Source organism: Streptomyces sp. NBC_01689 (assembly GCF_036250675.1).
Lineage (GTDB): Bacteria > Actinomycetota > Actinomycetes > Streptomycetales > Streptomycetaceae > Streptomyces.
In genome coordinates this window covers 7,902,199-7,928,328 of record NZ_CP109592.1, presented here as the reverse complement: position 1 = coordinate 7,928,328, position 26,130 = coordinate 7,902,199, and the positions used below count along the sequence as shown (strand labels likewise).

The 26,130-nt window shown below is 71.8% G+C and carries 27 protein-coding genes; 8 read left to right on the top strand and 19 right to left on the bottom strand.

What is annotated here, in order from left to right:
* The first annotated feature begins 23 nt into the window (after nucleotides 1-23).
* Nucleotides 24-1,613, top strand: coding sequence for an apolipoprotein N-acyltransferase (gene lnt, locus OG776_RS33980; RefSeq protein WP_329323036.1), 1,590 nt, complete (start codon nucleotides 24-26; stop codon nucleotides 1,611-1,613).
* Here the strand turns inward: lnt and OG776_RS33975 are convergent.
* On the bottom strand, nucleotides 1,531-2,442 hold the full coding sequence (locus OG776_RS33975; protein ID WP_148007960.1) for a Gfo/Idh/MocA family protein: 912 nt from the start codon (nucleotides 2,440-2,442) through the stop codon (nucleotides 1,531-1,533). The genes lnt and OG776_RS33975 overlap by 83 nt on opposite strands.
* A 293-nt stretch (nucleotides 2,443-2,735) precedes the next feature.
* On the opposite strand from OG776_RS33975, the gene OG776_RS33970 reads away from it, so the two are divergent.
* A complete protein-coding gene (locus OG776_RS33970; RefSeq protein WP_329323035.1) occupies nucleotides 2,736-3,209 on the top strand; it encodes a hypothetical protein in 474 nt (157 codons plus the stop codon).
* A 345-nt stretch (nucleotides 3,210-3,554) separates the two neighbouring features.
* On the opposite strand, the gene OG776_RS33965 is transcribed toward OG776_RS33970, so the two are convergent.
* The 10 genes from OG776_RS33965 to OG776_RS33920 form a co-directional block, all read right to left on the bottom strand.
* Nucleotides 3,555-4,118 (bottom strand): hypothetical protein, encoded by a 564-nt coding sequence (locus OG776_RS33965; RefSeq protein ID WP_329323799.1) that lies wholly within the window; start codon nucleotides 4,116-4,118, stop codon nucleotides 3,555-3,557.
* 143 nt (nucleotides 4,119-4,261) lie between these two features.
* Nucleotides 4,262-4,945 carry a uracil-DNA glycosylase gene (ung, locus tag OG776_RS33960; RefSeq protein ID WP_329323034.1) on the bottom strand — a complete coding sequence of 228 codons (684 nt, stop codon included), beginning with the start codon at nucleotides 4,943-4,945 and terminating at the stop codon, nucleotides 4,262-4,264.
* Between the two features lie 201 nt (nucleotides 4,946-5,146).
* Nucleotides 5,147-5,908 (bottom strand): SDR family oxidoreductase, encoded by a 762-nt coding sequence (locus OG776_RS33955; RefSeq protein ID WP_148007958.1) that lies wholly within the window; start codon nucleotides 5,906-5,908, stop codon nucleotides 5,147-5,149.
* A gap of 16 nt (nucleotides 5,909-5,924) precedes the next feature.
* Nucleotides 5,925-6,686, bottom strand: coding sequence for a 3-oxoacyl-ACP reductase FabG (gene fabG, locus OG776_RS33950; RefSeq protein WP_329323033.1), 762 nt, complete (start codon nucleotides 6,684-6,686; stop codon nucleotides 5,925-5,927).
* 159 nt (nucleotides 6,687-6,845) lie between these two features.
* Nucleotides 6,846-7,229 carry a DUF3037 domain-containing protein gene (locus OG776_RS33945; RefSeq protein ID WP_329323032.1) on the bottom strand — a complete coding sequence of 128 codons (384 nt, stop codon included), beginning with the start codon at nucleotides 7,227-7,229 and terminating at the stop codon, nucleotides 6,846-6,848.
* Nucleotides 7,226-8,086 (bottom strand): HipA family kinase, encoded by an 861-nt coding sequence (locus OG776_RS33940; RefSeq protein WP_148007955.1) that lies wholly within the window; start codon nucleotides 8,084-8,086, stop codon nucleotides 7,226-7,228. The genes OG776_RS33945 and OG776_RS33940 overlap by 4 nt, the downstream gene beginning before the upstream one ends.
* An 838-nt stretch (nucleotides 8,087-8,924) precedes the next feature.
* Nucleotides 8,925-9,788, bottom strand: coding sequence for an SDR family oxidoreductase (locus OG776_RS33935; protein ID WP_329323031.1), 864 nt, complete (start codon nucleotides 9,786-9,788; stop codon nucleotides 8,925-8,927).
* Entirely contained in the window at nucleotides 9,781-10,347 is a 567-nt protein-coding gene (locus OG776_RS33930; protein ID WP_329323030.1) for an FUSC family protein, read from the bottom strand. The genes OG776_RS33935 and OG776_RS33930 overlap by 8 nt, the downstream gene beginning before the upstream one ends.
* Nucleotides 10,348-10,533: 186 nt before the next feature.
* Nucleotides 10,534-11,298: an alpha/beta fold hydrolase gene (locus OG776_RS33925; RefSeq protein ID WP_329323029.1), complete on the bottom strand. Its 765-nt coding sequence runs from the start codon at nucleotides 11,296-11,298 to the stop codon at nucleotides 10,534-10,536.
* 401 nt (nucleotides 11,299-11,699) lie between these two features.
* Nucleotides 11,700-12,986: an NAD(P)/FAD-dependent oxidoreductase gene (locus OG776_RS33920; RefSeq protein ID WP_187286107.1), complete on the bottom strand. Its 1,287-nt coding sequence runs from the start codon at nucleotides 12,984-12,986 to the stop codon at nucleotides 11,700-11,702.
* A gap of 15 nt (nucleotides 12,987-13,001) precedes the next feature.
* On the opposite strand from OG776_RS33920, the gene OG776_RS33915 reads away from it, so the two are divergent.
* Nucleotides 13,002-13,184, top strand: a complete 183-nt coding sequence (locus OG776_RS33915) for a hypothetical protein (protein WP_187286106.1) — start codon at nucleotides 13,002-13,004, stop codon at nucleotides 13,182-13,184.
* A gap of 166 nt (nucleotides 13,185-13,350) precedes the next feature.
* Here OG776_RS33915 and OG776_RS33910 read toward each other — a convergent pair whose 3' ends face one another.
* Nucleotides 13,351-13,878, bottom strand: coding sequence for a YbhB/YbcL family Raf kinase inhibitor-like protein (locus OG776_RS33910; protein ID WP_329323028.1), 528 nt, complete (start codon nucleotides 13,876-13,878; stop codon nucleotides 13,351-13,353).
* 325 nt (nucleotides 13,879-14,203) lie between these two features.
* Here OG776_RS33910 and OG776_RS33905 point away from each other — a divergent pair, with 325 nt between their 5' ends.
* On the top strand, nucleotides 14,204-15,277 hold the full coding sequence (locus OG776_RS33905) for an NAD(P)-dependent alcohol dehydrogenase (protein WP_187285510.1): 1,074 nt from the start codon (nucleotides 14,204-14,206) through the stop codon (nucleotides 15,275-15,277).
* A gap of 54 nt (nucleotides 15,278-15,331) precedes the next feature.
* Here OG776_RS33905 and OG776_RS33900 read toward each other — a convergent pair whose 3' ends face one another.
* From OG776_RS33900 to OG776_RS33890, 3 genes are all read right to left on the bottom strand, one after another.
* Nucleotides 15,332-16,183, bottom strand: coding sequence for a maleylpyruvate isomerase N-terminal domain-containing protein (locus OG776_RS33900; protein WP_148007953.1), 852 nt, complete (start codon nucleotides 16,181-16,183; stop codon nucleotides 15,332-15,334).
* A gap of 62 nt (nucleotides 16,184-16,245) precedes the next feature.
* Nucleotides 16,246-17,151 carry an NAD(P)-dependent oxidoreductase gene (locus OG776_RS33895; protein WP_148007952.1) on the bottom strand — a complete coding sequence of 302 codons (906 nt, stop codon included), beginning with the start codon at nucleotides 17,149-17,151 and terminating at the stop codon, nucleotides 16,246-16,248.
* Nucleotides 17,152-17,178: 27 nt separating this feature from the next.
* A complete protein-coding gene (locus OG776_RS33890; protein ID WP_148007951.1) occupies nucleotides 17,179-18,561 on the bottom strand; it encodes an NADP-dependent succinic semialdehyde dehydrogenase in 1,383 nt (460 codons plus the stop codon).
* A 285-nt stretch (nucleotides 18,562-18,846) separates the two neighbouring features.
* On the opposite strand from OG776_RS33890, the gene OG776_RS33885 reads away from it, so the two are divergent.
* The gene (locus OG776_RS33885; protein ID WP_148007950.1) at nucleotides 18,847-19,338 is read left to right on the top strand and encodes a Rieske (2Fe-2S) protein; all 492 of its coding nucleotides are present in this window, start codon (nucleotides 18,847-18,849) and stop codon (nucleotides 19,336-19,338) included.
* A 15-nt stretch (nucleotides 19,339-19,353) separates the two neighbouring features.
* Here the strand turns inward: OG776_RS33885 and OG776_RS33880 are convergent, their stop codons facing one another.
* Complete coding sequence (locus tag OG776_RS33880) at nucleotides 19,354-19,992, bottom strand: cysteine hydrolase family protein (protein ID WP_187285509.1); 639 nt, start codon at nucleotides 19,990-19,992, stop codon at nucleotides 19,354-19,356.
* 171 nt (nucleotides 19,993-20,163) lie between these two features.
* Here OG776_RS33880 and OG776_RS33875 point away from each other — a divergent pair, with 171 nt between their 5' ends.
* Nucleotides 20,164-20,634 (top strand): pyridoxamine 5'-phosphate oxidase family protein, encoded by a 471-nt coding sequence (locus tag OG776_RS33875; protein ID WP_329323026.1) that lies wholly within the window; start codon nucleotides 20,164-20,166, stop codon nucleotides 20,632-20,634.
* Nucleotides 20,635-20,703: 69 nt separating this feature from the next.
* Here OG776_RS33875 and OG776_RS33870 read toward each other — a convergent pair whose 3' ends face one another.
* Nucleotides 20,704-21,606, bottom strand: coding sequence for a LysR family transcriptional regulator (locus OG776_RS33870; RefSeq protein WP_148007947.1), 903 nt, complete (start codon nucleotides 21,604-21,606; stop codon nucleotides 20,704-20,706).
* A gap of 75 nt (nucleotides 21,607-21,681) precedes the next feature.
* On the opposite strand from OG776_RS33870, the gene OG776_RS33865 reads away from it, so the two are divergent.
* Nucleotides 21,682-22,806, top strand: coding sequence for a DMT family transporter (locus tag OG776_RS33865; RefSeq protein ID WP_261994417.1), 1,125 nt, complete (start codon nucleotides 21,682-21,684; stop codon nucleotides 22,804-22,806).
* A gap of 1 nt (nucleotide 22,807) precedes the next feature.
* On the opposite strand, the gene OG776_RS33860 is transcribed toward OG776_RS33865, so the two are convergent.
* On the bottom strand, nucleotides 22,808-24,139 hold the full coding sequence (locus tag OG776_RS33860; RefSeq protein ID WP_329323023.1) for an aminotransferase class I/II-fold pyridoxal phosphate-dependent enzyme: 1,332 nt from the start codon (nucleotides 24,137-24,139) through the stop codon (nucleotides 22,808-22,810).
* Nucleotides 24,140-24,174: 35 nt separating this feature from the next.
* Between OG776_RS33860 and OG776_RS33855 the strand changes: the two genes are divergently transcribed.
* Nucleotides 24,175-24,864, top strand: a complete 690-nt coding sequence (locus tag OG776_RS33855) for a pyridoxamine 5'-phosphate oxidase family protein (protein WP_329323022.1) — start codon at nucleotides 24,175-24,177, stop codon at nucleotides 24,862-24,864.
* A 228-nt stretch (nucleotides 24,865-25,092) separates the two neighbouring features.
* On the opposite strand, the gene OG776_RS33850 is transcribed toward OG776_RS33855, so the two are convergent.
* Nucleotides 25,093-26,109, bottom strand: a complete 1,017-nt coding sequence (locus tag OG776_RS33850; protein ID WP_329323797.1) for an EamA family transporter — start codon at nucleotides 26,107-26,109, stop codon at nucleotides 25,093-25,095.
* Nucleotides 26,110-26,130: the final 21 nt, after the last annotated feature.

Below are 26,130 nucleotides of genomic sequence, written 5' to 3'. Positions count from 1 at the left end.
AGCACCGGGGAGGGAGGCGCCGTATGACGAGGTTCGGCCGATGGCGTGACTCCCCCTGGCGGCGTGCGGTCCTCGCCGCGCTCGCCGGCTCCCTGCCGGTCCTCGCCTTCCCGGCCCCGTCGTGGTGGTGGTTCGCCTACGTCGCCCTCGTACCCTGGATCCTGCTGGCCCGCACCGCCCCGACGGGCCGACGGGCCGCGTACGACGGCTGGTTCGGCGGCCTGGGATTCATGCTGGCCGTGCACCACTGGCTGTTGCCGAGCCTCCATGTCTTCACGGTCCTGATCGCGGGACTGCTCGGGGCGCTGTGGGCGCCCTGGGGCTGGCTGGTACGCCGGTTCCTCGGCGGGGTGCCCTCGGCGGGGCGGGTCGGGGCCGCGCTCGTGGTGCTGCCGTCGGGCTGGCTAGGCGTCGAACTCGTCCGGTCCTGGCAGGGGCTGGGCGGGCCCTGGGGTCTGCTCGGGTCGAGTCAGTGGCAGGTGACGCCCGCGCTGCGGCTCGCGTCGGTCGGCGGGGTGTGGCTGCTGAGCTTCCTGGTGGTCGCCGTGAACGTCGCGATCGCGGTCCTGACGGCCGTGCGCCGGTCGCGGGTGCCCGTCGTCGCCACCGCCGTCATCGGGCTCGTCGCCACCGCCGCCGCCACCTCGGCGGCCTGGGTGTGGTCCCCGCGCCCGGAGCTCGACGACCGGGTGCGCGTCGCCGTCGTACAGCCCGGCGTCATCGGCGGCGCGGGCACCGGCGCGGAGAAGCGCTTCGCGCGCGAGGAGGCCCTCACCCGCACGCTCGCCGGGCGCCGGGTCGACCTCGTGGTCTGGGGCGAGAGCAGCGTCGGCGTCGACCTGGCCGACCGGCCCGATCTGGCGGACCGGATCGCGGCACTGTCCCGCGAGACCGGCGCCGACATCCTCGTGAACGTCGACGCGCGGCGCTCCGACCGGCCGGGGATATACAAGAGTTCGGTGCTGGTGGGACCGAGCGGACCGACCGGCGCCCGCTACGACAAGATGCGTCTCGTCCCCTTCGGTGAGTACGTACCGGCGCGCGCCCTCCTCGGCTGGGCGACCTCGGTCGGCAAAGCCGCGGGCGAGGACCGCAGGCGCGGCACCGGACAGGTGGTGATGGACGCCGGGCACGGACTGCGTGTCGGGCCCATGATCTGCTTCGAGACCGCGTTTCCCGACATGAGCCGGCATCTCGCCCAGGACGGTGCGGAAGTCCTCCTCGCCCAGTCCTCCACCTCGTCGTTCCAGCACAGCTGGGCGCCCGCGCAGCACGCCTCGCTGGCCGCGCTGCGGGCCGCCGAGACCGGCCGCCCGATGGTGCACGCCACCCTCACCGGTGTCTCCGCCGTCTACGGGCCCGGCGGCGAGCGGCTCGGCTCCTGGATCGGCACGGGCGCGAGCGAGACGGCCGTGTACGAGGTCCCCCTCGCGCGCGGGGTCACCCCGTACGTCCGGTACGGCGACTGGCCGGTGCACGGGGCGCTGCTGGTCCTGGCCGCCGTCTGCGCCACGGAGGGCGTCCGTGCGCTCAGGCTCCGGCGGACCGCTCCCGCACCGCTCGTACCACCCGCTCGCACAGTTCATGAGTCGCCAGTGCGTCCCGGGCGCTGAGCACCTTGCCCGCGCGCACGGCGTCGAGGAACAGGAGCACACCCTGCTCGATGCCGCGCTGACGGGCCACCGGCACCCAGTCCCCGCGCCGGCGCACGCTGGGCTGGCCCTTGTGGTCGATCACCTCGGCGAGGTTGAGCACCTGGCGCTTGGTGTCCTGGCCGGAGACCTCCAGGATCTCCTCCGCCGAGCCGCTCAGCCGGTTCATCACACCGAGCGCCGTGAAGCCGTCGCCCGCGAGCTGGAGCACGACGTGGTGGAGCAGTCCGCCCTCCACGCGGCCCCGTACCGTCACGTCGTCGACCGGCCCCGGCACCAGGAACCGCAGGGTGTCCACGACGTGGATGAAGTCGTCGAGGATCATCGTGCGGGGCACCTCGGGCAGCCCTATCCGGTTCTTCTGCATCACGATCAGCTCGCGCGGGTGCTCCAGGCACTGCGCGTACCCGGGCGCGTGACGCCGGTTGAAGCCGACGGCGAGACTGACGTCGCGTTCCTCCGCGAGCCGGACCAGCTCCTGCGACGCGTCGAGCTCGTAGGCGAGCGGCTTGTCGACGAACGTCGGTACGCCCGCCTCCAGGAGCCGCGCGACGATCTCGGGGTGCGCCACGGTGGCCGCGTGCACGAACGCCGCGTCGAGCCCCTGGTCGAGCAGAGCGGTGAGATCGGTGTGCCGTCGGCCCTGTGGAAGGTGCAGCCCGTCGGCGACCCGGGCCAGCGTCTCGGGCGTCCGGGTCTGCAGATGCAGCTCGATCCCCGGCTGGGCGCCGAGCACCGGCAGGTACGCCTTCTGCGCGATGTCACCGAGTCCGATGCAGCCGACCTTCACGAGGTCTCCTTCGTTCGACGCTGACCTGGTCGGAAGCATACGGGCGTCCCGGCCCGCACCGGTCGGCGCGGCAGCCCGAGGAACCGGACCCCGGCTGCGGGGAGGGGGACCCCGTGGTGTCCGGCGGGCGCGCGACGACGGCGACGGCGCCCCGCCGCACCGTCGCCGGTCGGCGGCCGCGGGTCACCCGGCGTCCGCCGGTGCCCGCCGGAGGAGCGCAAGGATCACCCGTGCGGGGCATCCTGTGCCTTCTCCGCTCCCCAAGGAGCCCCCGACGCAGCAGAGTTGTGTGGATGCACCGAACGACGACGACCGCGGCACTCCTGGTCACCGTGGCGGTCTCCGCCCTCGCCGGCTGTGTGACCGTCCAGCGGCCGGCCGCCCCCGGCCCGGCCTCCGCGCCCACCCTGCCCTCGCCACGTCCGGACGGACGGGCCGTGGAGCGGGTCGTGCAGGCTCCGGGGCAGGAGGCCCTGGAGTTCGTCGGACCGTCGCCGAAGCCCTCACCGGAGGCGTCCCGCGCCACGGGGAGACACCACGCCGCTCCGCCCGCGCAGGCCGCCCCGCAGGTCCCGGCTCAGCGGCACGCCCCCGCCGCACCGCACGCCCGGCCGAAGCCGCACGGGTCCGCCCACCACACCGCCGCCCCGCCCCCGGCGACGCACGTCCCGAAGGTCCAGGATCTGTGTGTCCTCGGCACGAAGTACGGCGGCTGGAATCCGGGCAGCCCCGAGGCGGTCATCTGCAAGGGCACGTACGGTCATTGACCCGCCCACGCCCTGCTTTCGGCCTCTCGGACTCCGAGCTTCGGTCTCTCGGACTCCGGGCTCTCTGACTCCTGGGCTTCGGGCTCCCGGACTTCGGTCCTTCGGACTCCGGGCTTCCGTCCCTCGGACTCCGGGTTCCCGGACTCCCGGACTCAGGCTTCGGTCCCTCGGGCTCCGAGGTCTCGGACTCCGGGCTCCGGGCTTCCGTCCCTCGGACTCCGGGCCCCCGGACTCCGGGGTCTCCGACTCCGGGGTCTCCGACTCCGTGATCGAGGTACCGCATCCGGGGCGGGCCGGCCAAGCGGGGTTTCCCGGCCGGACCCCGCCGTGCTTCCGGGGCGGCCGTCAGGGGCGTCGGCGGGGCGGGCCCAGCGTCTCTCCTCCGGGGCCGCCGAACCGGCCGGGCCCCTCCCCCGGTGTGCCCTCCGACGGCCCCTCGTCGTCGAGCCTCAGCTCCAGCCGGCCGATCGCCGCGCGCACCCCGTCCCCGTACCGGTCGTCACCGAGGACACCCACCGCGCCGCGGGCCCGGCGCAGATGCGTACGGGCCGCGTCGCAACGGCCGAGTTTCACGTAGTCCGCGGCCAGGTTCAGATGCAGCGACGGGTAGAACGCCCGTACCGCGGGTGACCGGTGGTGCTCCGCGACCCGGTCGTCCCCGAGTTCGTCGGCCGCCGACAGGGCCCGCAGGTCCCACGCCAGCTCGTCCGAGGGGTCGTCCTGGGTGTCCGCCATGTAGTGCGCCAGGGTGCAGCGGTGCAGCGGGTCGCCGTCCTCGCCGATCTCCGCCCACAGGTCCAGGAAGCGGCACCGGGCCTCCTCACGGTCGCCGCCGTGGTGCAGCATGACGGCCTGGCCGATCCGGGTCATCATGGCGTCCGGCGCCATCTGCTCCTGCTGCTCCGCCACCGCGTCCTCCAGACTCGTCACTGTCTTCTCCGACGCTAACCGCAGCCACCGCCAAACCGGCTCAGGCGCCCCCGTACGCCGCCGGACCGGGACGACCGGGGGCGAACCGGGCCCCCGCCCGGCCCAGCCGCCCCGGCCCCGGGTCAGCCGAGGTCCGGAATCCGCCAGTCGATCGGCTCGTGGCCCTGCTGTGCCACGGCCTCGTTGATCTGGGTGAACGGCCGGGAGCCGAAGAACTTCTTGGCGGACAGCGGGGAGGGGTGCGCGCCCTTCACCACGATGTGCCGGTCCTGGTCGATGAGCGGGAGCTTCTTCTGTGCGTAGTTCCCCCACAGCACGAAGACCGCCGGGTCGGGGCGGTCGGCCACGGAACGGATCACCGCGTCCGTGAACCTCTCCCAGCCCTTGCCCTTGTGGGAGTTGGCCTCTCCGGAGCGCACGGTCAGCACCGCGTTGAGCAGCAGGACGCCCTGCTCGGCCCACGGCATCAGATAGCCGTTGTCCGGGATCGGGGTGCCGAGCTCCTCCTTCATCTCCTTGTAGATGTTCCGCAGGGAGGGCGGGGTCTTCACGCCGGGGCGAACCGAGAAGCACAGGCCGTGCCCCTGGCCCTCGCCGTGGTACGGGTCCTGGCCGAGGACCAGGACCTTCACCCGCTCGTACGGCGTCGCGTCGAGCGCGGCGAAGACCTCCTCGCGCGGAGGGTAGACGGGACCCTTGGCTCGCTCCTCCTCGACGAACTCGGCGAGTTCCTTGAAGTAGGGCTGCTGCAGTTCCTCGCCGAGGACGCCGCGCCAGGACTCGGGCAGCATGGCGGTGTCGGTCACGTCAACTTCCTCCGGTGTGCGGTCACTTCCAGGCCTCAGAACCTACAGGCGACCACTGACAACGGTCCGCGCACCCCTCGCCACCAGCGAAAACGACCCTGCCGCCCGGCGTGGGCCGGTCCCACCGAGGAGTTCCGGCCGGGAAGCCGTGCCCGGGTGGGGCGGCGGACGGTACTGTCCGTCGCCCCGCCCGGACGTCCGTCAGCCCACTCCGGCGTTCAGGAAGATGCCGCCGTCGACCACGAGGGTCTGTCCGGTGATCCAGTCCGACTGGGCCGAGGTGAGGAACGCGGCGGCGCCTCCGATGTCGGAGGGGACGCCGAGCCGGCCGAGCGGGTACGCCGCGGCCGCCTCTTCCTCGCGGCCCTCGTACAGGGCCTGCGCGAACTTGGTCTTGACGACGGCGGGCGCGATCGCGTTGACCCTGACCTTGGGCGCGAACTCGTGCGCGAGCTGCACGGTCAGGTTGATCATGGCGGCCTTGCTCATGCCGTACGCGCCGATGAACGGCGAGGGGGCGACGCCCGCGACGGACGCGATGTTGACGATCGCGCCGCCGTGCTCGCTCTGCCAGGCCTTCCAGGTCAGCTGGGCGAAGCCGAGCGCCGAGACGACGTTCGTCTCGAAGACCTTGCGGGCCACGTTGAGGTCCAGGTCGGCCATGGGGCCGAACACCGGGTTCGTACCGGCGTTGTTGACCAGGTAGTCGACGCGGCCGAAGGCCTCCATGGTGCGCTCGACGGCGACGGCCTGGTGGGCCTCGTCGTGGGCCTTGCCCGCGACACCGATGACGCGGTCGGCACCGAGTGTCTCGACGGCCTCCTTGAGAGCGTCCTCGTTGCGGCCGGTGATGCACACGCGGTCACCGCGGGCGATGAGTGCCTCCGCGACGCCGTAGCCGATGCCACGGCTCGCGCCGGTGACGAGGGCCACCTTGCCGGAGAGTTCGGGAAGTGAGGTCATGTCCGTGTCCCCGGCCCTAGTCGAGCGGTCCGCCGGCCACGTACAGCACCTGTCCGGAGACGAATCCGGCCGCCTCACCGGTGAAGAAGGCGATGGCGTTGGCGATGTCGTCGGGGTTGCCGACGCGCTGCACGGGGATCTGGGTGGCGGCCGCGGCCTGGAAGTCCTCGAAGCCCATGCCGACTCGGGCGGCGGTGGCGGCGGTCATGTCGGTGGCGATGAAGCCGGGCGCGACGGCGTTCGCCGTGACGCCGAACTTGCCGAGCTCGATGGCGAGCGTCTTGGTCAGGCCCTGCAGACCGGCCTTGGCGGCCGAGTAGTTGGCCTGGCCGCGGTTGCCGAGGGCGGAGGAGGAGGACAGGTTGACGATCCGGCCGAAGTTCGCGTCCACCATGTACTTCTGGCAGGCCTTCGACATCAGGAAGGCACCGCGCAGGTGCACGTTCATGACGGTGTCCCAGTCGGACGCGGCCATCTTGAACAGCAGGTTGTCGCGGAGCACGCCCGCGTTGTTCACCAGGACGGTCGGCGCGCCCAGCTCCTCGGCGATCCGCGCGATCGCGGCCTCGACCTGCGCCTCGTCGGAGACGTCGCAGCCGACCGCGAGGGCGCGGCCACCGGCAGCGGTGATCTTCTCCACGGTGTCCTTGCACGCGGCCTCGTCGAGATCGATGACCGCGACCGCGCGGCCCTCGGCGGCCAGTCGTACGGCGGTCGCGGCGCCGATGCCGCGCGCGGCACCGGTGACTACGGCGACCTGCTGCTCAGTGGTGGACATTGCTGGTTCTCCTCGCCCTTGAAAAGCCCTGCGGCCTGACATGCCCTGCGGCTCACACGGTACGCCCGTCCGGTGAGCGACCGCTTAGTACCTTCAGCAGACGTGACGCTAGAAGCCCTGGCACCCGGTGTCAACGGCACACGGCGCGGGTGTGATCCATTACCTGACCAGCAGCGTGAGCAGCCGCTCCGCCTCCGCCTCCGGATCGGTCGTGAGTCCCGTGTGCACGGGCCCGGGCTGCAGCACCGTCGAGCGCGGCGCGATCAGCCAGCGAAAGCGCCGGCCGGCGTCGTCACCCGCTGCCTGACCTGCCGCTCTCCCACCCGCGCAGACCCCTTCCACGGCACGCAGCGCGGCCCGCACGCCCGCCACGTCGGCCTCCGGGTCGAGGACCCGCAGTTTCGTCTCGTCCAGATGGGTGTGCGCCGCCACGAAGGACTTGGCGCGGCAGTACACCAGTACGCCCGCGTTGAAGCACTCGCCGCGCTCGACGCGCGGCACCACCCGCAGCAGCGCGTACTCGAAGACGTCCCGCTCGTTCACTCGTCCCCCTCGGTGGTCCCGGTGCCCCTGCTTCCCCCGCCGCCGGAGGCCCCGCCGTCTCCGGGATCTCCGCCGCCTCCGGGGAACCCTCCCGACACGCGGTCCTCGACGCCCCTGATCCGCTCGTGGATGACGGGGGCCCGGCCGAGGAGCGGTTCCGCGTAGGCGTGGCGCAGCGCCTCCGTGGAGTCGAAGCCCGGCTCGTCGGCCAGCCACTCCTCCGGGATCGCCGCGGTGACCTCGGCGAGCAGGTCCGCGGTCACCAGCGGTGCCAGCTCGGCGGCCGCCGAGGCGATGTCCGGGCCGAAGGGCGCGAGGGCGTGGTCGGACGCGTCGTACGGCTTGGCGGCGGAGGCCCGGGCGCCGGGCCAGTGGTGGTGCCAGATCATGGTCGCGCCGTGGTCGATGAGCCACAGGTCGCCGTGCCACATCAGCAGGTTGGGGTTGCGCCAGGACCGGTCGACGTTGTTGACGAGCGCGTCGAACCAGACGATCCGGCCGGCCTCCCGCGCGCTCACCTCGAAGGCGAGCGAGTCGAAGCCGAGGGCGCCGGACAGGAAGTCCATCCCGAGGTTCGGGCCGCCGCTCGACTTGAGCAGGCCCTGGACCTCCTGGTCGGGTTCGCCCAGGCCCATGACGGGGTCCAGGCCGATCGTCACCAGCCCGGGCACGCGCAGGCCCAGCCGGCGGGCGAGTTCACCGCAGACGACCTCCGCGACGAGCGTCTTGCGCCCCTGCCCCGCACCGGTGAACTTCATGACGTACGTGCCGAGGTCGTCGGCCTCGACGAGCCCCGGCAGCGAGCCGCCCTCACGCAAGGGCGTGACATAGCGGGTCGCGGTGACCTCTTTCAGCAATTTCCCAGGCCGCCCGTCTCTTCGACTGTGTACTTCACGGTCAACTATGGAGTGCCGTGGCAACGGGAGTCACCCGTCGACGGGCCTGGGGAGAATCTGGGGAGTGTCGGCCGGCACGCCGGTCCCGCCGCTTCCCGAACAGTCCGTCAATGGCGGCGCGCCCGTTGCTCCCGGCCTCCGGCATGAAGTGAGCATAGTAACCGCGGGTGATCGCGGGCGAAGAGTGCCCGAGCCACCGCGCCGGGGCCACGGCCGCCGCGCGGGAGGCCGAGTTCACCACGCGGCGGCCGTGGCCCCGGCGCGCCCGACCTCCCGGGACCAGGACGCCCTCCGTCACCGGGCAGGATGGTCCGTGACGGCCCAGGAGGCGAGGAGGCGCGGTCCCTCATACGAGGGTGTCCCCGGTTCGGCCGTCCATACGGTCAGGTCAGCTGCTGGTCGGAGTCGGCGGCGGAACTGACGTATCGCGCCCCAGGCCCGGTCGACGGTGCGACGGTGCGACGGCGTCGGGAAGGCCCGGCCGCTTTCCCGGCGCCGTCGGCGTACCCGGACGCCTGCCGGATTCAGGGCCGGCGGACGCGCCGCACGCCCCGTCATGGCCGCGCACGCCGACCGTGGTCCCACCCGTGCCGCCCTCGCCCGCGTCGCCGCCGCCGTCTGCGCCTGACCCCCGGGGCCGCTCACCGCGCACCTGGCCCACAGGCGTCCCTCCGGCCGTGCGGCCGGCAACCGGTCCGCCGAGACCGGACCTGACACAGGGTGAAGTGCTGCCCGGCTTCCCGCCGTTCGTCGACCGGTCCTCGACCGGTCCCGCCGTGCCGCCCCCTCCCCGGCTCCGTCAGATCGAGACGGGCGTCTCCGGCTGCATCTTGTAGGCGTTCTTGATGGCCTCGTGCCGTGTTCCGAGGCCGTCGGTGACCTTCCGCTCCCAGGGAACCTGCTGCAGGTGCCTGGTCTCGTCGATCACCGACGTGGGCTCCGGACTGCGGAAGCTCCGGACCTCCCCGGCAGCCACCGCGGTCAGGGTCGCGAACACCGGCGCCGGGTCGAACTGCGCGCGGGAGAAGGCGAGTTCGGAGTAGTCGAAGAGCCTCTCGGAGGGGTCGTCCTCCCAGCTCTCCCACGTCTGGAACATGCGGTCGTTGAAGCCGGTGAGGAACGGACCCGGGTTCACCGTGGCCACCTCGATGTTGTACTCCTGCCGCTCGTACGCCATGGTCTCGGCGACCGCCTCGACCGCATGCTTGGACGCGGAGTAGATACCGGTGAAGGGATTGACGTTCAGGCCCTCCCGCGAGGAGACCCAGACGATGCGCCCCGCGCCCCGCTTGATCATCTGCTTGGCGATGCTCTGGGTGAGGAGAAGCGGTCCCGTGACGTTGACCTCGAACTGGTGCCGGATGTCGGGGCCGGGGACATCGACCGTCGAACCTCCCTCTCCGACGCCCCCGTTGTTCACGAGGATCTCCACGCCCCGGTCGAGAGCCTTGTGCCGGTCGCCCTCGTCGGTGACGTCGAGCTTCTCCACCCGCAGCTGGACCTTGCGCTCGGCCGCCTGCCACTTCAGCGTCTGCACCTGGGCGTAGATCTCGACGGCGGCGATCACGTCGAAGCCCTTCTGTGCCAGACGCATGGCTGCTTCGCATCCGAATCCGGAGCCCGCGCCGGTGATGAGAACCTTCTTCAGCGACGAGTCAGTCATGTCGAGGACTCCTTTTCTCGACGCGGTCCGTGCGACCGTAGAACTCGGGGTATCCGCTGCCCTCGCCCCCGCGCGCCCACCGGGCGCTCAGCGCGTTCGTGACGAACAGGACGACGAGTCCCGAGGCGACGCCGACCGCGGTGTCGGCCAGGCGCAGGAGCGGCTGTTTCCAGGCCTCGTGCGGGTTCAGCCCCGCGACGACCAAGACGACGGTCGTGGTGATGGCCGCGGTCGTCTCGTCGCCGGGTCTGCCGACGAGTCCGGGGATCAGGACGCTCAGTCCCACGAGCAGGGCGAGGCCCCACGCGTGGAAGGGCAGGAAGGTGAGGTAGATCAGACACAGCGCGAAGCTGATGAGCGTCGCCGACATGCGGGCGACCGCCGCGGTCCGGCTCTGTCTCTTGCATTCACGGACCACGAAGATGGCGGAGATCGCGGCCCACATCCCGCCGAGCCGGCTGTCCTCGTACGACTGATGGGCACTCCAGACGCTGGTGGTGGCCCAGTAGCTCAGCAGACTCGCCAGGCTGACCTCGACCGAGTAGACCAGCAGCTTCACGCGTCTCCCGCGGCTGCCCTCGCCCTCCGGTGGACTCCTCACGACGCGCTCACCGGTTCGTGGCGACGACGTCGGCGTCCCGTGGCACGTCCGCGTCCGCCCCGCTCCGTCGAGTCTCCTCCGGCGGACGGACCGCTACGGACGACTCCGACCGGCCCCTCCGTGCGGCAGGCCATGCCCGGTCACCTACCGTCGGCCCGAGTCGCGGGCCGCGCTCACGATGAGGTCGGTGACCTCCTGGGGGTGGGAGATCAGCGAGACGTGGGACGAGTCGATCTCCACGATCCTGCGTGCGTGCGCCCGCTTCGCCTCGTACCGTTCGAGGCCGGGGTCGATGGCCCGGCCCTGCTTGCCCACGAGCACGTGGACGGGCTTGTCCCGCCACGCCGCGGCGGTCAGCTTGTCCGTGAACGCGCTCCGCGCGATGGGACGTTGCGTCGACGCCATGACGTCCGTCTGCTGCCGGGGGAGGTCCTGGGCGAAGGTCGCGTGGAGTTTGGCAGGCTGGATGTAGAGGTCCGTGCCCGTCGTGCCGTCGCCGTCACGGAACGGTACGGGCTGGAACGCCTTGGTGAGCGGAGCGGGGGCGGACTTGCCGGAGAGACTGGGGAACGACTCTCCCTTGTCCGGCATGATCGCGTTGACGTGGACCAGCGCCTCGACGTTGTCGGCTCCGGCGGCGGCCTGCGAGATCACCTCGCCGCCGTAGGAGTGGCCGACGAGGACGACCGGACCCTTGATGGTCTTGAGGAGACTGTTCAGATACGTCGAGTCCCGCGGGATGCCGCGCAGCGTGTTGGGCGGGGCGATGACCCGGTAGCCGTCCCTCTGCAGGCGTTGCGCGACCGCGGACCAACTGGATCCGTCGGCGAACGCCCCGTGGACGAGCACCACGGTCGGCTTGCCCTTGTCAGGCGCTCCACCGACGGCGTCGGCGGCCCGCGTCGGCATCAGGGCCAGGGCGGCGAGCACGGCCGCCGAGACGGCCGGCCTTCCTGCCCTGCTTCTCTCACTCGCCGTCCTGCTTCTCTCACTCGATTTCAAGATCCCCAAGGGAGCCATGCGCTTCCACTTCCCCAACACGCTCGATGGAGCACGTCTCCACGTCAACTCGGCCCGGACGCAGAGTTCTTCGCGGTCGCCCGCCTCGCTCCGGGCGTCGGCGGCGCGGGCGATCGACGGCACGCGGGGACGACTCCGGGTTCACCCCTGGTCGCGGGGCCGCGGCTTTCGCCACCACCAGGGTCCTGCGCCCGCGCCCCGCACGCATCCGGAGCACGTCCCGAGACGCCACCGGGAGTCACACGGCAGCCCCTGCGAACAGGGAGAACGCTCGCCGGCGAGCCTCCGGCTCAGCGCGGTGCACCCGTCGGGGCGTGGTGCGGCCGGGGCTCCCGGACACGAGACCCGTCCTGTGGAGCGGCCTGCTCTCCGAGAACCTGATGCACGGCTGGGACGACGACGGAGCCCTCACCGACGGCGGAGGCAACGCGCTTGACCGACTCCGCACGAACGTCGCCCACCGCGAAGATTCCCGGGACGCTGGTTTCCAGATCGTGAGCACGGCGGCGAGTGAACGCGTCCGTGTGCCGGGTGACTTGCGCACCGGTGCACAGGAATCCGTCCCTGTCGGTCTCCAGGCAGTCGCCGAGCCATGCGGTGTTCGGAGTGGCACCGGTCATGAGGAAGACGCCGGCGACTTTCCTGGCCGTCCCGGTCCCGGTTCGCGTGTCGCCCCAGTGAGCCGTGTCGAGATGCCGGGCAGCGTCGAGTGCGGTGAGCCGGGTGTGCACGTGGACGCTGATTCGATCGGACGCCTGGACACGTTCCTGCAGGTAATGGGATATCTTCAACGCCGGCGCCGGACCGCGGACGAGCAGATGCACATGGCGCGCCTGCTTCGACAGGAATACCGCGGCCTGGCCCGCGGAATTCGCGCCGCCGACGACGACCTCCTCACCCGCACACAGCCGGGCTTCGACCGCGGTGGCCGCATACTGTATTCCGCTCCCCTCGAAGCGTGCCACGTCCGGCAGGTCCAGGCGGCGGTAATGCGCACCCGTCGCGATGACCAGCGATCGGGCGCGCACGGTGTCTCCGTCCTCCATTCTCAGGGTGAAAGGAGGACCCGCGCAGTCGAGACCGGCCACGCGTCGCGGGAGAGCGATGCGGGCACCGAATTTCTGTGCCTGGTTCTCCGCTCGCGCCGCAAGGTCCTGCCCGCTGACTCCGAGAGGGAAGCCGAGGTAGTTTTCGATCATGGACGACGAGCCCGCTTGCCCGCCTGGCGCCTCAGCCTCCAGGACGAGGGTGCGAAGCCCTTCGGACGCCCCGTGGACGGCTGCCGCCAGCCCGGCCGGCCCCGCTCCCACGATCGCCAGATCGGCCACCTCGTCACCGGACCGCAATTCCTCCCTGATGCCCAGATGCTCGGCGAGGACCTCGATGGCGGGATTCTCCAGAATTTTCCCCTGCCCATGGACGACCAAGGGGAATTTCTGGCGACTGGAGTCCACATCGCGATTTCGGAGAAATTGCAGCGTGTCAGGCTCGGTGATTTCGAGGGCTGTCACCGGGAATCCGTTGCGCTCAAGGAAACGCAGGATGCTCAGCGTTGCCGCGGAACCGACGTCGCCCACGACGGCGACCGCAGCTTGACCGTACCGGGTATCGCCCTGTCGGCACCGACGGACCGGGCTCTGGCCGACGACGCCGATGTGGTCGCTCTCCCTCTCCACCCCCCGGTCACCTACCAGAAGGCCCTGGTGTGGCGCGGCGTCCCGCAGGTCTCCCGTCAGCTGAAGGCCTTTCTCACCATCCTGCGCACCGATCGGTGAGCGAACCCGAGCCGGTCGCCCCCGTGGGTCCGGCCCTGAGGCCTCGTGACCACGCAACCTCGCGGTCTCACGGCCCCACGATGGCGCGGACGCGCGGGCCCGGCCGAGCAGTGCGGCGCCCCGCCCGGGCCGGACAGGGCGGGGCGGGGCGGAGGGCCCCGGTCGCTCACCGCTCGTAGGTGCCGTGCAGCGTCGCCCGCGCGATCGCGTGGGTGAACAGGAGGAAGTCCATGAGCGCGGGCGACGTCGTCTCCGAGACGTCCAGTTCCTCCACGTCGACGGCGTGGACCACGAGGAAGTAGCGGTCCGGGCCGTTGCCCGGCGGTGTCGCGGGGCCGAGGTACCGTCGATAGCCGGCGTCGTTGGTCAACGTCAGCCCCGCGCCCGGCAGATCACCGCCGTCCCCCGCGCCGGCCGGGAGGTCGGTCACGGAGGCGGGCAGGTTCGCGACGGCCCAGTGCCAGAAGCCGGAGGCGGTGGGCACGTCGGGGTCGAACATCGCGACCGTGAAACTCCGCGTCTCCTCGGGAAATCCGGACCAGCTCAACTGTGGCGAGATGTCCGATCCGCCCGCTCCCAGGATGCCGCTCACCTGCGCGGGGGCCAGGGGCTCACCGTCGGCCACGGACTCGGAGGTCAGCGAGAAGGTCCTGAGCGGCGGCATGAAGTCGTAGGGACCATAGGGTTTGATCATGACCAGCCCTCTCGTCCGCGGTCGGTGAGGGGAGAGGAACGAGCGGTGCCGGGCGCGCGGTGCGCGGAGTCGGTCGTAACGCGCCACCGGACCGCGGCGCACCGGCGCGACGGACGCGGACCCGGCCTCCCACGCTATGACCGGCACCCCTGCCCGGCAATTCGGGCCGGGCAGGGGTGCCGGAAGGGCTCCGGATGCGCCGCCGGGGCGGGCGCAGGAACCTGGTGGTATCGGATGCGGCGGCCACCGACCCGCGACGGAACTCCGGGTCCCGGCGCGCCGCACGACGCGCACCATCGTCTGCCGGCGAAAGCGAGGCACCCCCATGCTGATGCGAGCAGCCCGGATGCACGGATACAACGAGCCCCTTCGGATCGAGGAAGTGCCCGTGCCCGAACCGGCGCCGGACGAGATTCTGCTGAAGGTCGCCGCGACCGGCATGTGCCGCAGCGACTACCAGCTCCTCGACGGCTACTTCAAAGGCCCCTTCCCCGTGGATCTTCCCTACATCCCCGGCCACGAGGTCACGGGCCGGGTGGCGGGGCTGGGCAGCGGCGTGCCGAAATCGGCCGGCTACTCGGAGGGGGACATGGTCGTGGTCAACCCCAGCTGGGGCGACGGCACCTGCCGCCAGTGCCGGGAGGGCAACGAGCAGTTGTGCAGCGGCAACGGCAGGTGGGTGGGGTTCGGCCCTCCGGGAGGCTTCGCCGAGTACATGACGGTGCAGTACCGTCACGCCGTTCCCGTCTCGGAGGAGGCCGCGAAGGCGCCCGAGCTCCTCGCTCCCATGACCGACGCGGGCATGACCCCGTACCGGGGGATGAGAAAGCTCCGGGACGCGGGCAAACTCGGTCCCGCCCGCACCGTCGCCGTCACCGGCATCGGTGGTCTGGGCAGTTACGCGGTGCAGTACGCGAAGCTGCTCGGGAGCGGCGCGACCGTGGTGGCCCTCGCGCGCACGGACAACAAGCTGGACGTGGCGAAGGAGAACGGTGCGGAACACGGGGTCAACGTCCGGGACAAGTCCACCGAGGCCATCCAGGACGAGCTGGAGGAGCTCACGGGCCGCCGGACCATCGACGCGATTCTGGACTGCGTCGGCAGTGAGGCGTCCATCTCGATGGGGTTCGACCTGCTGGGTCCCGAGGGCGCGCTGGCCGCCGCCGGTCTCATGAGCCACCGTGTCGAACACAACCAGTTCCCCTTCGTGGGAATGGAGTTGTCCTATCTCGGTTCCTTCTGGGGCAACCATCTGGACCTGGTCGAGGTGCTCTCGCTCCACGAGGCAGGCCTCGTGAAGCACAACGTCACCAAGGTCGCGCTGGAGGACGTCAACGAGAACCTGGAGGCCCTGGGGCGTGGCGAGATCGTCGGGCGGCAGGTCATCGTCTTCGACTGAGCGAGCATGTACGCAGTGAGCACGTGCGCAGTGAGCACGTGTTCACCTCACGTGTCAGATGATGTCGAGGCGGTCGAGGAACGGCGTCGCGGCGGACGGGTCCCCGACGACGCGGCAGAGGTCGCGCCACGGTTTGCGGGTCGTGCCCCAGGCGATGAAGTCGGACGCCGTGCTGACGATCCTGGTGGCGCCCTCCGCCCCCGGGCGCACGGTCAGCGTTCCGTCCCGCCTTCCCTCCTGCCGCGGGGCGACCTGCCCGACGTCCTGCTCTGGGCCGTCCTGTCGTGCGGCCGGGAGGACCGTGACCGTGGTGGCCCCGGGTCCCGTCAGTTCGAGGACGAGTGGTTCGGTGACGGTGGCGGTGAGTTCGGGCCCCTGCATCTGGGGCAGGCCGGCGAGCATGAACTCGACCGCGGGTGCGACCAGGGCGTCGTTCTCCGCGGGGACGGTGAACGGGAGGGGACCGTCCGGGGCGAGCAGATCGCGGCGCAGATGGCACAGGACGTTGAACGCCATGGTGTTCGCCAGGAGATGGCGCGGATAGGTGCCGAGTCCCGGCACCTCGACCGGGTCCCCGGCCCGCGGCGGCTCCTGGGCCGCCTCCAGGACCTCCAGCTGCGCGGGGGTGAACACACGCCATTCGTGCAGGACTTCGGCGTGGGTCCAGCCGCGGCGCTCGTCGACCCGCAGATCGTGGTAGCGCTCGCGGTCCGTGGGCAGGCCTGGTTCCGGGGCGGGCGGTTCGACCGCCTCGTGGGCCAGCGCGCCCAGGTGGGCGAACACGTCGATGACGCGCCACCCCGCGCAGGCGGACGGCAGCTCCCACTGCGCGTCGTCCACCAGGTCCACGATGTCCGCCAACTGCCCGCTGCTCAGGCGCGCGGAGACGAGACCGGCACGGGTCATCGCTCCTCCCTCGAAGGTTCGGCCGGGGACCGTGACCACGCCGGCCCGGGACGGACGGGTGGTCAGGCCGGGGTGCGTCTCGACGCGCGATAGGTGGCGGCCACGTCGGCCCGGCCGAGTCCCGCGTCGGCGGCGAGACGCAGTCGCTCGCGGACCACTTCGGCGATGCCGAGGTGCAGTCCGGCGGCACGGGCCGTGTCGGTGATCAGGTCGGCGTCCTTGGCGGCGGCCTCCAGGGGGAAGGAAGGGACGTCGAGGTCGTCGTCGACCATCTTCGGGCCCTTGCTCTGGACGTACGCGCTGTTGAGCCCGCTGCCGTCGATGACGTCGATGAGCAGATGGGGGTCGACGCCGAGCGCGTCGGCGAGGGCCAGGGATTCCGCGATGCCCTCGACCGTGGTCAGGACCCAGGCGTTGTAGGCGAGTTTGAGGCTGCTGGGCCGGCCCACCTCGTCGAGCCAGACGGTGCGGGTGCCGACCGCGTCCAGGACCGGCCGGACACGGTCGCGGGCGTCCGCCTGGGGGGACGCGGCCAGGATGGTCAGCGTCCCCGCCACCGCCGGTTCCTTGGTGCCCAGGACGGGTGCCTCCACGTAGGAGACGCCGAGGCCGGCGGCCTGGTCACCGAGCCGCCGGCTGCCGTCGGGAGAGACCGTGCACACCTGCACCCACACCGTGTCGTCGCCGAGGCCGTCCCGGGCCTCGTCCATCACCTCGGCGACCACCCGCTCGTCGGCGAGCGCGGTCAGGACGATGTCCGCGCCCCGGCAGGCTTCGGCCTCCGTGTCGCACACCACCGCACCCACCTCGGCCAGCGGTTCGGCGACGGCCCGGTTGCGGTTCCACACGCGCAGCCCCAGTCCGGCCGACACGATGTTCCGGCCCAGGGCGTCACCCATGGTCCCGGTTCCGAGCACGGCCACCACGGGAACCGTGTGCCCGGGCGGCACCGGGTCCGTTCCGTTCATCGTCACACCTCGCGGGGAGGAGGGGGGTCAGGCGTCCTGGCCGATCCAGACGGTCTTGGCGTTCATGAACTCGCGCATGCCCAGGTCGGACAACTCCCGTCCGTAGCCACTGCGTTTCACCCCTCCGAAGGGGATCTCCGGATAGCTGGTCGTGTTGCCGTTGATGAACGCCATGCCGGACTGCACGTCCCGCACGAACAGCGCGCGCTCGTCGTCGTCCTCGCTCCACAGGTTCGACCCCAGCCCGTAGGGGTGTCCGTTGGCGATCTCCAGTGCCTCCTCCAGCGAGGGGACCGTCCACACCTGGGCCACCGGGCCGAAGACCTCTTCGTGGTACATCTTCATCTCCGGTGTGACCCCGGTCAGCACGGTCGGCGGGTAGAACCACCCCGGCCCCTCCGGGCGTGCTCCGCCCACCAGCGCCGTCGCCCCCTTGCCGAGGGCGTCGTCGACGTACGCCTCCACGTCGCTCCTGCCCGACTCGGTGGCCAGCGGGCCCACGTCGGTGTTCTCGTCCATCGGGTCGCCCACCACGAGGGCGCCCATCTTCGCCGTGAACCTCTCCAGGAAGTCGTCGCCGATGTCCTGGTGCACGAAGAAGCGCTTGCCGTTGATGCACGACTGACCGTTGTTGAGCGTCCGTGCCCTCACCGCGACGTCCGTGGCACGCTCCAGGTCCGCGGACGGCATGACGATGAACGGGTCGGATCCGCCGAGTTCGAGGACGACCTTCTTGATCTCCTCGCCCGCGATGGTGCCCACCGACCGTCCGGCGGGCTCACTGCCCGTCAGCGTCGCCGCCTTCACCCGCTCGTCCCTCAGCACTCCCTCGACCCGGCGGGCGGAGATCAGCAGCGTCTGGAACACGTCCTCCGGGAAGCCCGCCTCCCGGAAGAGCCGCTCCAGATAGAGCGCGCACTGCGGGACGTTCGAGGCGTGTTTGAGCACCCCCACGTTCCCCGCCATCAGCGCGGGCGCCGCGAACCGCATCGCCTGCCACAGCGGCAGGTTCCACGGCATGACCGCCAGCACCACGCCGATCGGCTGATACGTCACGAAGGTCTGCTTGGCACCCACGCGGCCCGCGTCCCCCGGCAGGTCCCGCAGGAACCTGGGGCCCTCGGTCGCGTAGAAGCGCAGCCCGTGCACACACTTGGCCACTTCCTCGCGCGCCGCCCGGAGCGTCTTGCCCATCTCGGTGGTGATCATCCGGCTGACGTCGTCGGCGTCCTTCTCCAGCTGGTCGGCGGCCCGATCCAGCCGGCCCGCCCGGTCCTCCACGCTCGTCAGCCGGTACGCCGCCGCGGCCACGGCCGCCCGCGCGAGCTTGTCCTCCAGCTGGTCCGGAGTGAGTTCCTCGAAGCTCTTGATTACCTCACCGGTCACAGGGCTCGTGGTCGCAATAGCCATAAATAAACCATATGAGCGCCATGCGGGTGGTGCAATTCACCCTTTTGCGGTCTTCCCCGCCCCTCCCCCGCGGGTCCTCGGGCCTCCGCGTACCGCTGTCCGGCACGCTCGGACGCACGGGACCCCAGCTCGCCGACAACCTGTCGACGAGCTGTCGACCGGGGCGGACGACCTGTCCGCCCGCCGTGGATCCGGTCAAGAAGTCACCACCTCCTGAACAGGTCACGCCGCCGGAGCGTACTTCTGTACGGATCAACCATCACGTCCGTCGGAGGGACAGTCAGCATGACCAGCGAATCGCTTCACCCCGCCCCGGCCCCGGCACGCCGCACCGTCGTGGCGGCGGTCGGCGCGGCGGGACTCGCCGTCGCGCTGACCGCGTGCGGGTCGGACGACAAGTCCTCCGACCCCTCCAGCGCGAACAGCGCGAGCAGCGGGGCCAGCGGGGGTTCGGGCGGCGGCGACAACGGCGTGGCCGGGAACGCGGGCGGCACGGTCCTCGCCAAGACCGCCGACATCCCGGAGGGCGGCGGCAAGGTCTTCGCCGACCAGGGCGTGGTGGTCACGCAGCCGACGGCGGGCACGTTCAAGGCCTTCTCGTCCAAGTGCACCCACCAGGGCTGCGCCGTGAAGGACATCGCGGACGGCGTGATCACCTGCCCCTGTCACAACAGCCAGTTCTCCGCCACGGACGGCAGCGTGAAGAAGGGGCCCGCGACCCAGGCCCTGGCGGCCGCCGACATCAGCGTGGACGGGGACTCGATCAAACTCGCCTGACCCGGCCGGGCCGCTTCAGGGACGCGGTCGCACGAGACACGTCAGCACGTCGTCCGTGGTGGTGACGGTGGCGACCAGCGCCAGCGTGTTGCGGACCATCGCGGGGGTGTAGTCGGAAGGCACTCCCGCGATGGCGTCCGCGGGCACCACGACGGTGTAGCCGCGGTTCACGGCATCGAACACGGCATTCGGGACGGCCACGTTGGCGGAGACACCGGTCACCACGAGGGTGCGGCATCCGAGGTTGCGCAGCAGCGCGTCGACGTCCGTCCCCGCGATCGGCGACAGCCCGTGCAGCCGGCGTACGACGAGGTCCTCCTCGGCGACCTCGATCGGCGCCGCGACCTCGACCGCCGCCGTCCCCGGCAACTGGCGGACGGGGAGCCGTTCGGCCGCCCGGAAGAGCCGCGCGTTGCGGTTGGCGCCGCGGCCGTCGGGCCGCCGCTCCGCGACCGCGTGGATCACCTGCACCCCGCTCCCGTGCGCCGCGGCCACCAGCCGGGCCACCTGCGTGAGCGCCCCCGAGGAGCGGGCCTGTTCGGCGAGTTCGGGCAGCGCGCTGCCGGGACCCACCACCCCCTGCTGGCACTCGACGGTGAGCAGCACGGTGGTGGCGGGATCGAGGAGTTCACGGAGCTGTTCGTACGGCGGCACGGTCGCCCCTTGTCGTCGAGGGCCGGGGCGGGGGAGCGTAACGGGCATTGCGTGGGGACGGAAGACGCCTCATGCTTTTTCTGACGTGCTGTCAGAGAATCTCCGTCGACATACCGGGCCGACGTGGAAGAGCCTCCATGGAAGAGCCGACGTGGAAGAAGAGGGGACCGTATGACCGCCACTCAGCGCAGGGGCCGGAAGATCATGATGACTCCCGGCGAACTGGACGAGTTCCTCACCACCCAGCGCACGTGCCGCGTCGCCACGGTGTCGCAGGACGGCGTCCCGCATGTGAGCGCCCTCTGGTTCGCCTGGGACGGCACCTCGCTGTGGCTGTACTCGGTGGTGCGCAGCAAGCGATGGACCCAGTTGCGGCGCGACCCGCGCGTCGCGGTGGTGGTGGACTCCGGGGAGGAGTACGACCAGCTGCGGGGCGTCGAGCTGTCGGGGACGGTGGAGTTCGTGGGCGAGGTTCCCCGTACCGGGGATCTGTGCGCCGAACTCGACGTCCCGGAGATCCTGTTCGCGCGCAAGAACTTCGGTCTGGAGGAGATGCCCCACGACGGCCGGCACGCGTGGGCGCGGCTGACCCCGACGGCGATCGCCTCCTGGGACTTCCGGAAGCTGCCGCCGCTGCGGTGACGGGTGGCGGTCGGCGTCACGGGGGCGTCCGGACGCGGTGCGGACCGGGGCGCCGCGCCGGCAGGCTCCTCAGCAGACCCCTTCGCCGGCCAGCCGCAGCGCCTCCACCGCCGCCCTGATCGACGGGCGGCGGTCGGCGTCGGCCCGCCAGACGACGTACACATGGCGCCGTACGCGCTGGCGCAGCGGCACCGTGACGACCCCCTCCGCCATCGGGCGACGTCCGAGCACGGGTGCGATGCAGACGCCGAGCCCCGCGGCGACCATGCTGAGCTGGGTGTGCGTCTCGGCGGCGCGATGGCCGACCTGCGGCTCGACGCCCTTGGAGCGGAGGGTGAACATCAGCCACTCGTGGCAGAACTCACCCTCGCCCCAGGTGATCCACTCGTCCTCGGCGAACTCGGCCAGGTCGACCTCCGTCCGGTCCGCGAGCCGATGACCGGCCGGCACCGCCACCTCGGCCGGGTCGTCGAGGATCGACGCCTTCACCAGTCCGTCGGGCAACGGCATCGGCTTGTTGTACCAGTCGAGCACCACCGCGAGATCGAGGTCACCGCGCACCACGCCCGCGACCCCGGCCTCGGGCTCCAGCTCGCACGAACGCACCCGCAGCCCCGGATGGTCGGCGCGCAGGGCGGCGAGCGCGGTGGGGAACAGCCCGCGCGCGGCGGTCGGGAACGCCGACAGCCGCAGCTCGCCGACGACCTGACCGCGCTGCGCCTCCAGGTCGGACTGGGCGAGCTCGACCTGCGAGAGGATGCGCGCCGCGTGGTCGGCGAGGAGCCGGCCCGCGTCCGTGAGCCGCACCCCCCGCCCGTTCTTCGCGAGCAGTTGCTGCCCCACCTCGCGTTCCAGCTTGGACATCTGCTGGGACACCGCGGAGGTCGTCACGTGCAGCCCGTCGGCCGCGCCGCTGACCGAGCCGTGCCGGGCGAGGGCGTCGAGGGTGCGCAGGCGCTCCAGATTCAACATGTAAGCGATGCTACGAGATATCGGTCGAGAAATCTCGCTTGTGCTACGAGATCGTTCTGCTCCATGGTTGACCGCATGACCACCGCCGCCACGCCGGACACCTCCTCCCCCGAACCGACCTCTTCCGGACCGAACCCCTCCGGATCGGGCTCCTCCCAGCCGGTCCCCTCCGGGGCGATCGCCGTTGAGATCCCCGGCGATCCGGTCCCCGCCGATCCGGCTCCCGCGGAGTCCACCTCCGTCCCGTCGGCACCCGGCGCTCCCACCTCCCCCACCACTCCCGCCGTCCCGGCCTCGGCCGGCCGGGGGCGGTCCGGCCGCCGGGCCGCGCTCGACTGGCGGATCCGCTTCGGCGCGCTCTCGCTGATCTGGGGGTTCAGCTTCCTGCTCATCAAGGTCGGCACGGAGGGGTACGCGCCGTTCCAGGTCACCCTGGGACGGCTGATGTTCGGGACCGCGGTGCTCGCGGTCGCGATGGCGGTGAAGCGGGAGCGGCTGCCGCGCGGCGCGCGCACCTGGGGACATCTCGCGGTCGCGGCCCTCCTGCTCAACGCGCTGCCGTTCTCGCTCTTCGCCTACGCGGAGCTGTCGATCCCCTCCACCCTCGCGGGCATCTGCAACGCGACCTCACCGCTGTGGGGCATGGCCCTGTCCATGGTGGCCCTGTCCGAGGACCGCCCGACCCGGCGCAGGGTCGCGGGCCTGGGCCTCGGCTTCCTCGGCGTACTGACGGTTCTCGGCGCCTGGCAGGGTTTCCACGGCCTGGACGCCACGGGGACGGCGATGGCCCTGCTGGCCTCGCTGAGCTACCCCGTCGGCTGGATCTACGTCCGACGTACCCTGGCCGGCTCCGACCACTCGCACCTGTCCATGACCGGCGCCCAGCTGCTCGTGGCCACCGTCCAACTGGCCCTGGTCACGCCGCTGTTCACCAGCGCGCCGAGCCACTTCCCGCTCGTCCCGCTGCTGGCCACGGCCGCGCTGGGCGCCCTCGGTACGGGCTTCGCCGTCCTCGTCCAGTACGGCCTGGTCGCCGAAGTGGGCCCGACCACCGCGCAGATGGTCACCTACTTCATCCCGGTCATCGCCACCGCGGCGGGCGTCGCCGTTCTCGGCGAGTCGCTGACCTGGTCCACGCCGGTCGGCGCGGTGATCGTCCTGGCCGGCGCGGCGCTCACCCAGACGAGGGCCCGCCGCTGACTCACACGTAGCGACGGGCGGGCGCGGGACCGACGGCGGACGCGACGGCGTCCGCCAGCGGTCCGATGTCGTCCGCCGTGAGCGTCGACACGGTGATCCGGATGCCTGGCGGCGCGCTCATCCGGAAGCGCGCGCCCGGCGCGACCGCCCAACCCGCGTGCAACAGCCGCGCCACCGCGCCGGTCTCGTCCGGGACGGGCACCCAGACGTTCATCCCGCTGCGCCCGTGAGCCCTGACACCGCGCTCCGCGAGTGCGGTGATCAGCGCGTCCCGGCGCCGCCCGTAGGCTCCCGCCACCGCCGTCACGTCCACCGCGCCGCTCGCCCACAGCCGCGCGACCGCGTGCTGCAGCAGCCGGCTCACCCAGCCGGGACCGAGCCGTTGCCGTCCGTGCACCCGGTCCATGGTGACGGCGTCCCCGGTGAGCACGGCGAGCCGCAGGTCGGGGCCGTACGCCTTGGCGACGGAGCGGACCAGGGCCCAGTGATGCGTCACCCCGGCCAGCGGATGCAGGGGCAGGTCGACGATCCGGTGCCCGTGGTCGTCCTCGACGAGCAGGGTGCGCGGGTACCGCGCCAGTACGGTGCGCAGGGCCCGCGCGCGCGGGGCGGTCACGGCGGCACCGGTGGGGTTCTGCGCCCGCGCCGTGACGATCAGGGCGCGGGCGCCCGCCTCCAACGCCTGCCGTACGTCGTCGGGCAGCGGGCCCTCGTCGTCGACCCGGACCGGTACCGTGCGCAGGCCGAGCGCCGGTGCGAGGTCGAACACGCTGCCCCAGCCCGGGTCCTCCACGGCGACCGCGTCACCCGGCTTGAGATGGGCGGCGAGCACGCGCTCGATGCCGTCGAGCGACCCCGAGGTCACGACGACGGGGCCGTCGGGCACCCCGTCCGCGTCGAGGTCGGCGCGCGCGAGCCGCCACAGCTCCGGTTCCACGGCGTCGTCCCCGTACAGCACGGGGTCCCGGTCCGACCGGGCGGCCGACGCCGCGAACGCCTCCGTGAGAGCGGGCAGCAGCGCGCGGTCCGGGTTGCCGTCCACGAGGTTCCGCACCCCGTTCGGCACCTCGACCCGGATGTACTCACGCCCCGTGGTGACGGGCTTGGAGCGGATGCGACTGCCCCGCCTGCCGTCCGTCTCGATCACCCCGCGCTCACGCAGCACGCGGTACGCGGCGGCCACCGTGTTCGGGTTCACCCCGAGCCGCGCGGCCAACTCCCGCATCGGCGGCAGCGCCTGTCCCGGTTCGAGCGCTCCGGCCCCCACCGCGCGCTCGACGCTCGCCGAGATGTCGGCTGCGCGACGCCCTTCGATCCGATACTCTCCTAGCACAAATGAGATTATGCACTAGTGCAATGGAGGGCGCAATGTCGGAGACGAGCACACAGCCAGGGACGGCGCGGCCCGCCGCCTACACCCCGACCGAGCGCACCGTCCCCACCCGTTCCAGGGAGCGCGCCGCGTACGACCACGCGCTGGTCCACGCGATACTCGACGAGGGCTACGTCTGCCATCTCGGCTTCGTCCGGGACGGCGCGCCGGTCGTACTTCCCACCCTCTACGCGCGGGTCGGCCGACGCCTCTACCTGCACGGCTCGACGGGATCGCGGCCCCTGCGGATGGCCGAGGGCGGCGACCCGGGCCTGGCGGTCTGTGTGACCGTCACCCATGTCGACGGACTCGTGCTGGCCCGGTCCGCCTTCCACCATTCGATCAACTACCGCTCCGTGGTGGTGCACGGCGTCGCCCACCAGGTCGCGGACGCGGACGAGAAGCGCGCGGCACTGGACGCGCTGGTCGACCAGGTCGTACCCGGCCGCTCCGCCGACGCGCGCGCGGCCAACGCCAAGGAGCTGGCGGCCACCGCGGTGATCGCCCTCGACCTGGACGAGGTCTCCGCCAAGCTCCGCACCGGCGGCCCGAACGACGACCCCGAGGACCTGGACCTCCCCCACTGGACGGGCGTGGTCCCCGTCACCAAGGGACACGGCACGCCGATCCCCGCGGCCGACCTCGCCCCCGGCATCGACCTCCCCGGATATCTGACGGCCCGGTAGGAGGACATCCCGTACGTACCGCGGACAGGGCGTTCACCCGGGAACGGCGGTCCGCCCCGTCCGTGACGTCATGGCCCCGGGTCCCCATGCCCCACGCCCCCGTGACCCGATGCCCCCGTGACGCCACGACGGCCGTCGGCCCCCGTCGGACGGGGGCCACGCCACGGCCTCCGTCGGCGCCTCGACGTGGTCCCCGGGGTCCCCGGCGGGAGCCGGGTGGGCCGCTCGTCAGGCGCGGACCGTCAACTCCCTTTCCGGGTCACCGGCTTCGACTCCGGCCACACCGCCCAGGACCGGCCCGTCCGAGGACTTCACCGGCGCCGAGGACTGGGCGATGAAGGCGCCGGCCAGCACGACCACTCCTCCGGCGATCTGCGGAGCGGACAGGTGCTCACCGAGCAGGACCCAGGCGAGCACCGTGGCGATGACCGCCTCCAGACAGGCCACGACACCCGCGACCTGAGGGGAGAGGCGACGCACGGAGAGCACTCCGGTGACGTACGCGACGACGGTCGCTATCAGGACGATCCAGCCCAGGAGCACAGCGGCCGGCACGGAGGTCCCGTTCATGTCCGCGTCGCGGCCCAGCACCGGCCAGTCCATCGCCCAGGGCCGTGCGACGACCGTCAGCACCAGCGAGCCGAGGAGCAGTCCGTACGCGATGACTCCGATCGGATCCGGCGCCTCCTCCCCCGCGTCGCCGCCCTGGTCGGACAGGACGAAGTAGCCGACCTGACAGCACGCCGCGCCCAGCGCGAGCAGCAGCCCCAGGACGTCGAAGCCCAGCCCGGACCACACCTCGACCACGCAGGCGAGTCCGCCCGCCGCGAGCACGACACCGAGCGCCGCGGCACGCGTCACGGGCCTGCGCTGCACGAACCGCACCCAGCCGAGCACGAGCGCGGGCGCGAGATACTCGACGAGCAGGGCCACACCGACGGGTATGCGGGAGATCGCCGCGAAGTAGCAGGCCTGGACGCCGGCCACGGCGAGCAGCCCGAACCCGGCCAGCAGCGCGGGGCGCCGGCGCAGCAGCGCCCGATGGCGCACGGCCGACGGCAGCATCACCAGGGCGGCGCCCGTGACCCTCAACCAGACCACGTGGAGCGGGTCGAGGCCCGCTTCGATCAGCGGTTTCGCCGCGACGCCCGATCCGCCGAAGGCGACCGCCGACGCGAGGGCGAGGCCGAGACCGACGCCCTTCCCACGATTGCCCTGATTCCCCTGAGACCTGTGCACGGGCACATGATGACAGGCGACGACATG

Bases quoted from the DNA above. Each gene is read 5' to 3' on its own strand.
- lnt (WP_329323036.1), top strand. From the start codon at position 24: ATGACGAGGTTCGGCCGATGGCGTGACTCCCCCTGGCGGCGTGCGGTC.
- OG776_RS33970 (WP_329323035.1), top strand. From the start codon at position 2,736: ATGCACCGAACGACGACGACCGCGGCACTCCTGGTCACCGTGGCGGTC.
- OG776_RS33955 (WP_148007958.1), bottom strand. From the start codon at position 5,908: ATGACCTCACTTCCCGAACTCTCCGGCAAGGTGGCCCTCGTCACCGGC.
- fabG (WP_329323033.1), bottom strand. From the start codon at position 6,686: ATGTCCACCACTGAGCAGCAGGTCGCCGTAGTCACCGGTGCCGCGCGC.
- OG776_RS33935 (WP_329323031.1), bottom strand. From the start codon at position 9,788: ATGACTGACTCGTCGCTGAAGAAGGTTCTCATCACCGGCGCGGGCTCC.
- OG776_RS33925 (WP_329323029.1), bottom strand. From the start codon at position 11,298: ATGCCGACGCGGGCCGCCGACGCCGTCGGTGGAGCGCCTGACAAGGGC.
- OG776_RS33910 (WP_329323028.1), bottom strand. From the start codon at position 13,878: ATGATCAAACCCTATGGTCCCTACGACTTCATGCCGCCGCTCAGGACC.
- OG776_RS33905 (WP_187285510.1), top strand. From the start codon at position 14,204: ATGCTGATGCGAGCAGCCCGGATGCACGGATACAACGAGCCCCTTCGG.
- OG776_RS33900 (WP_148007953.1), bottom strand. From the start codon at position 16,183: ATGACCCGTGCCGGTCTCGTCTCCGCGCGCCTGAGCAGCGGGCAGTTG.
- OG776_RS33895 (WP_148007952.1), bottom strand. From the start codon at position 17,151: ATGAACGGAACGGACCCGGTGCCGCCCGGGCACACGGTTCCCGTGGTG.
- OG776_RS33890 (WP_148007951.1), bottom strand. From the start codon at position 18,561: ATGGCTATTGCGACCACGAGCCCTGTGACCGGTGAGGTAATCAAGAGC.
- OG776_RS33885 (WP_148007950.1), top strand. From the start codon at position 18,847: ATGACCAGCGAATCGCTTCACCCCGCCCCGGCCCCGGCACGCCGCACC.
- OG776_RS33875 (WP_329323026.1), top strand. From the start codon at position 20,164: ATGACCGCCACTCAGCGCAGGGGCCGGAAGATCATGATGACTCCCGGC.
- OG776_RS33870 (WP_148007947.1), bottom strand. From the start codon at position 21,606: ATGTTGAATCTGGAGCGCCTGCGCACCCTCGACGCCCTCGCCCGGCAC.
- OG776_RS33865 (WP_261994417.1), top strand. From the start codon at position 21,682: ATGACCACCGCCGCCACGCCGGACACCTCCTCCCCCGAACCGACCTCT.
- OG776_RS33855 (WP_329323022.1), top strand. From the start codon at position 24,175: ATGTCGGAGACGAGCACACAGCCAGGGACGGCGCGGCCCGCCGCCTAC.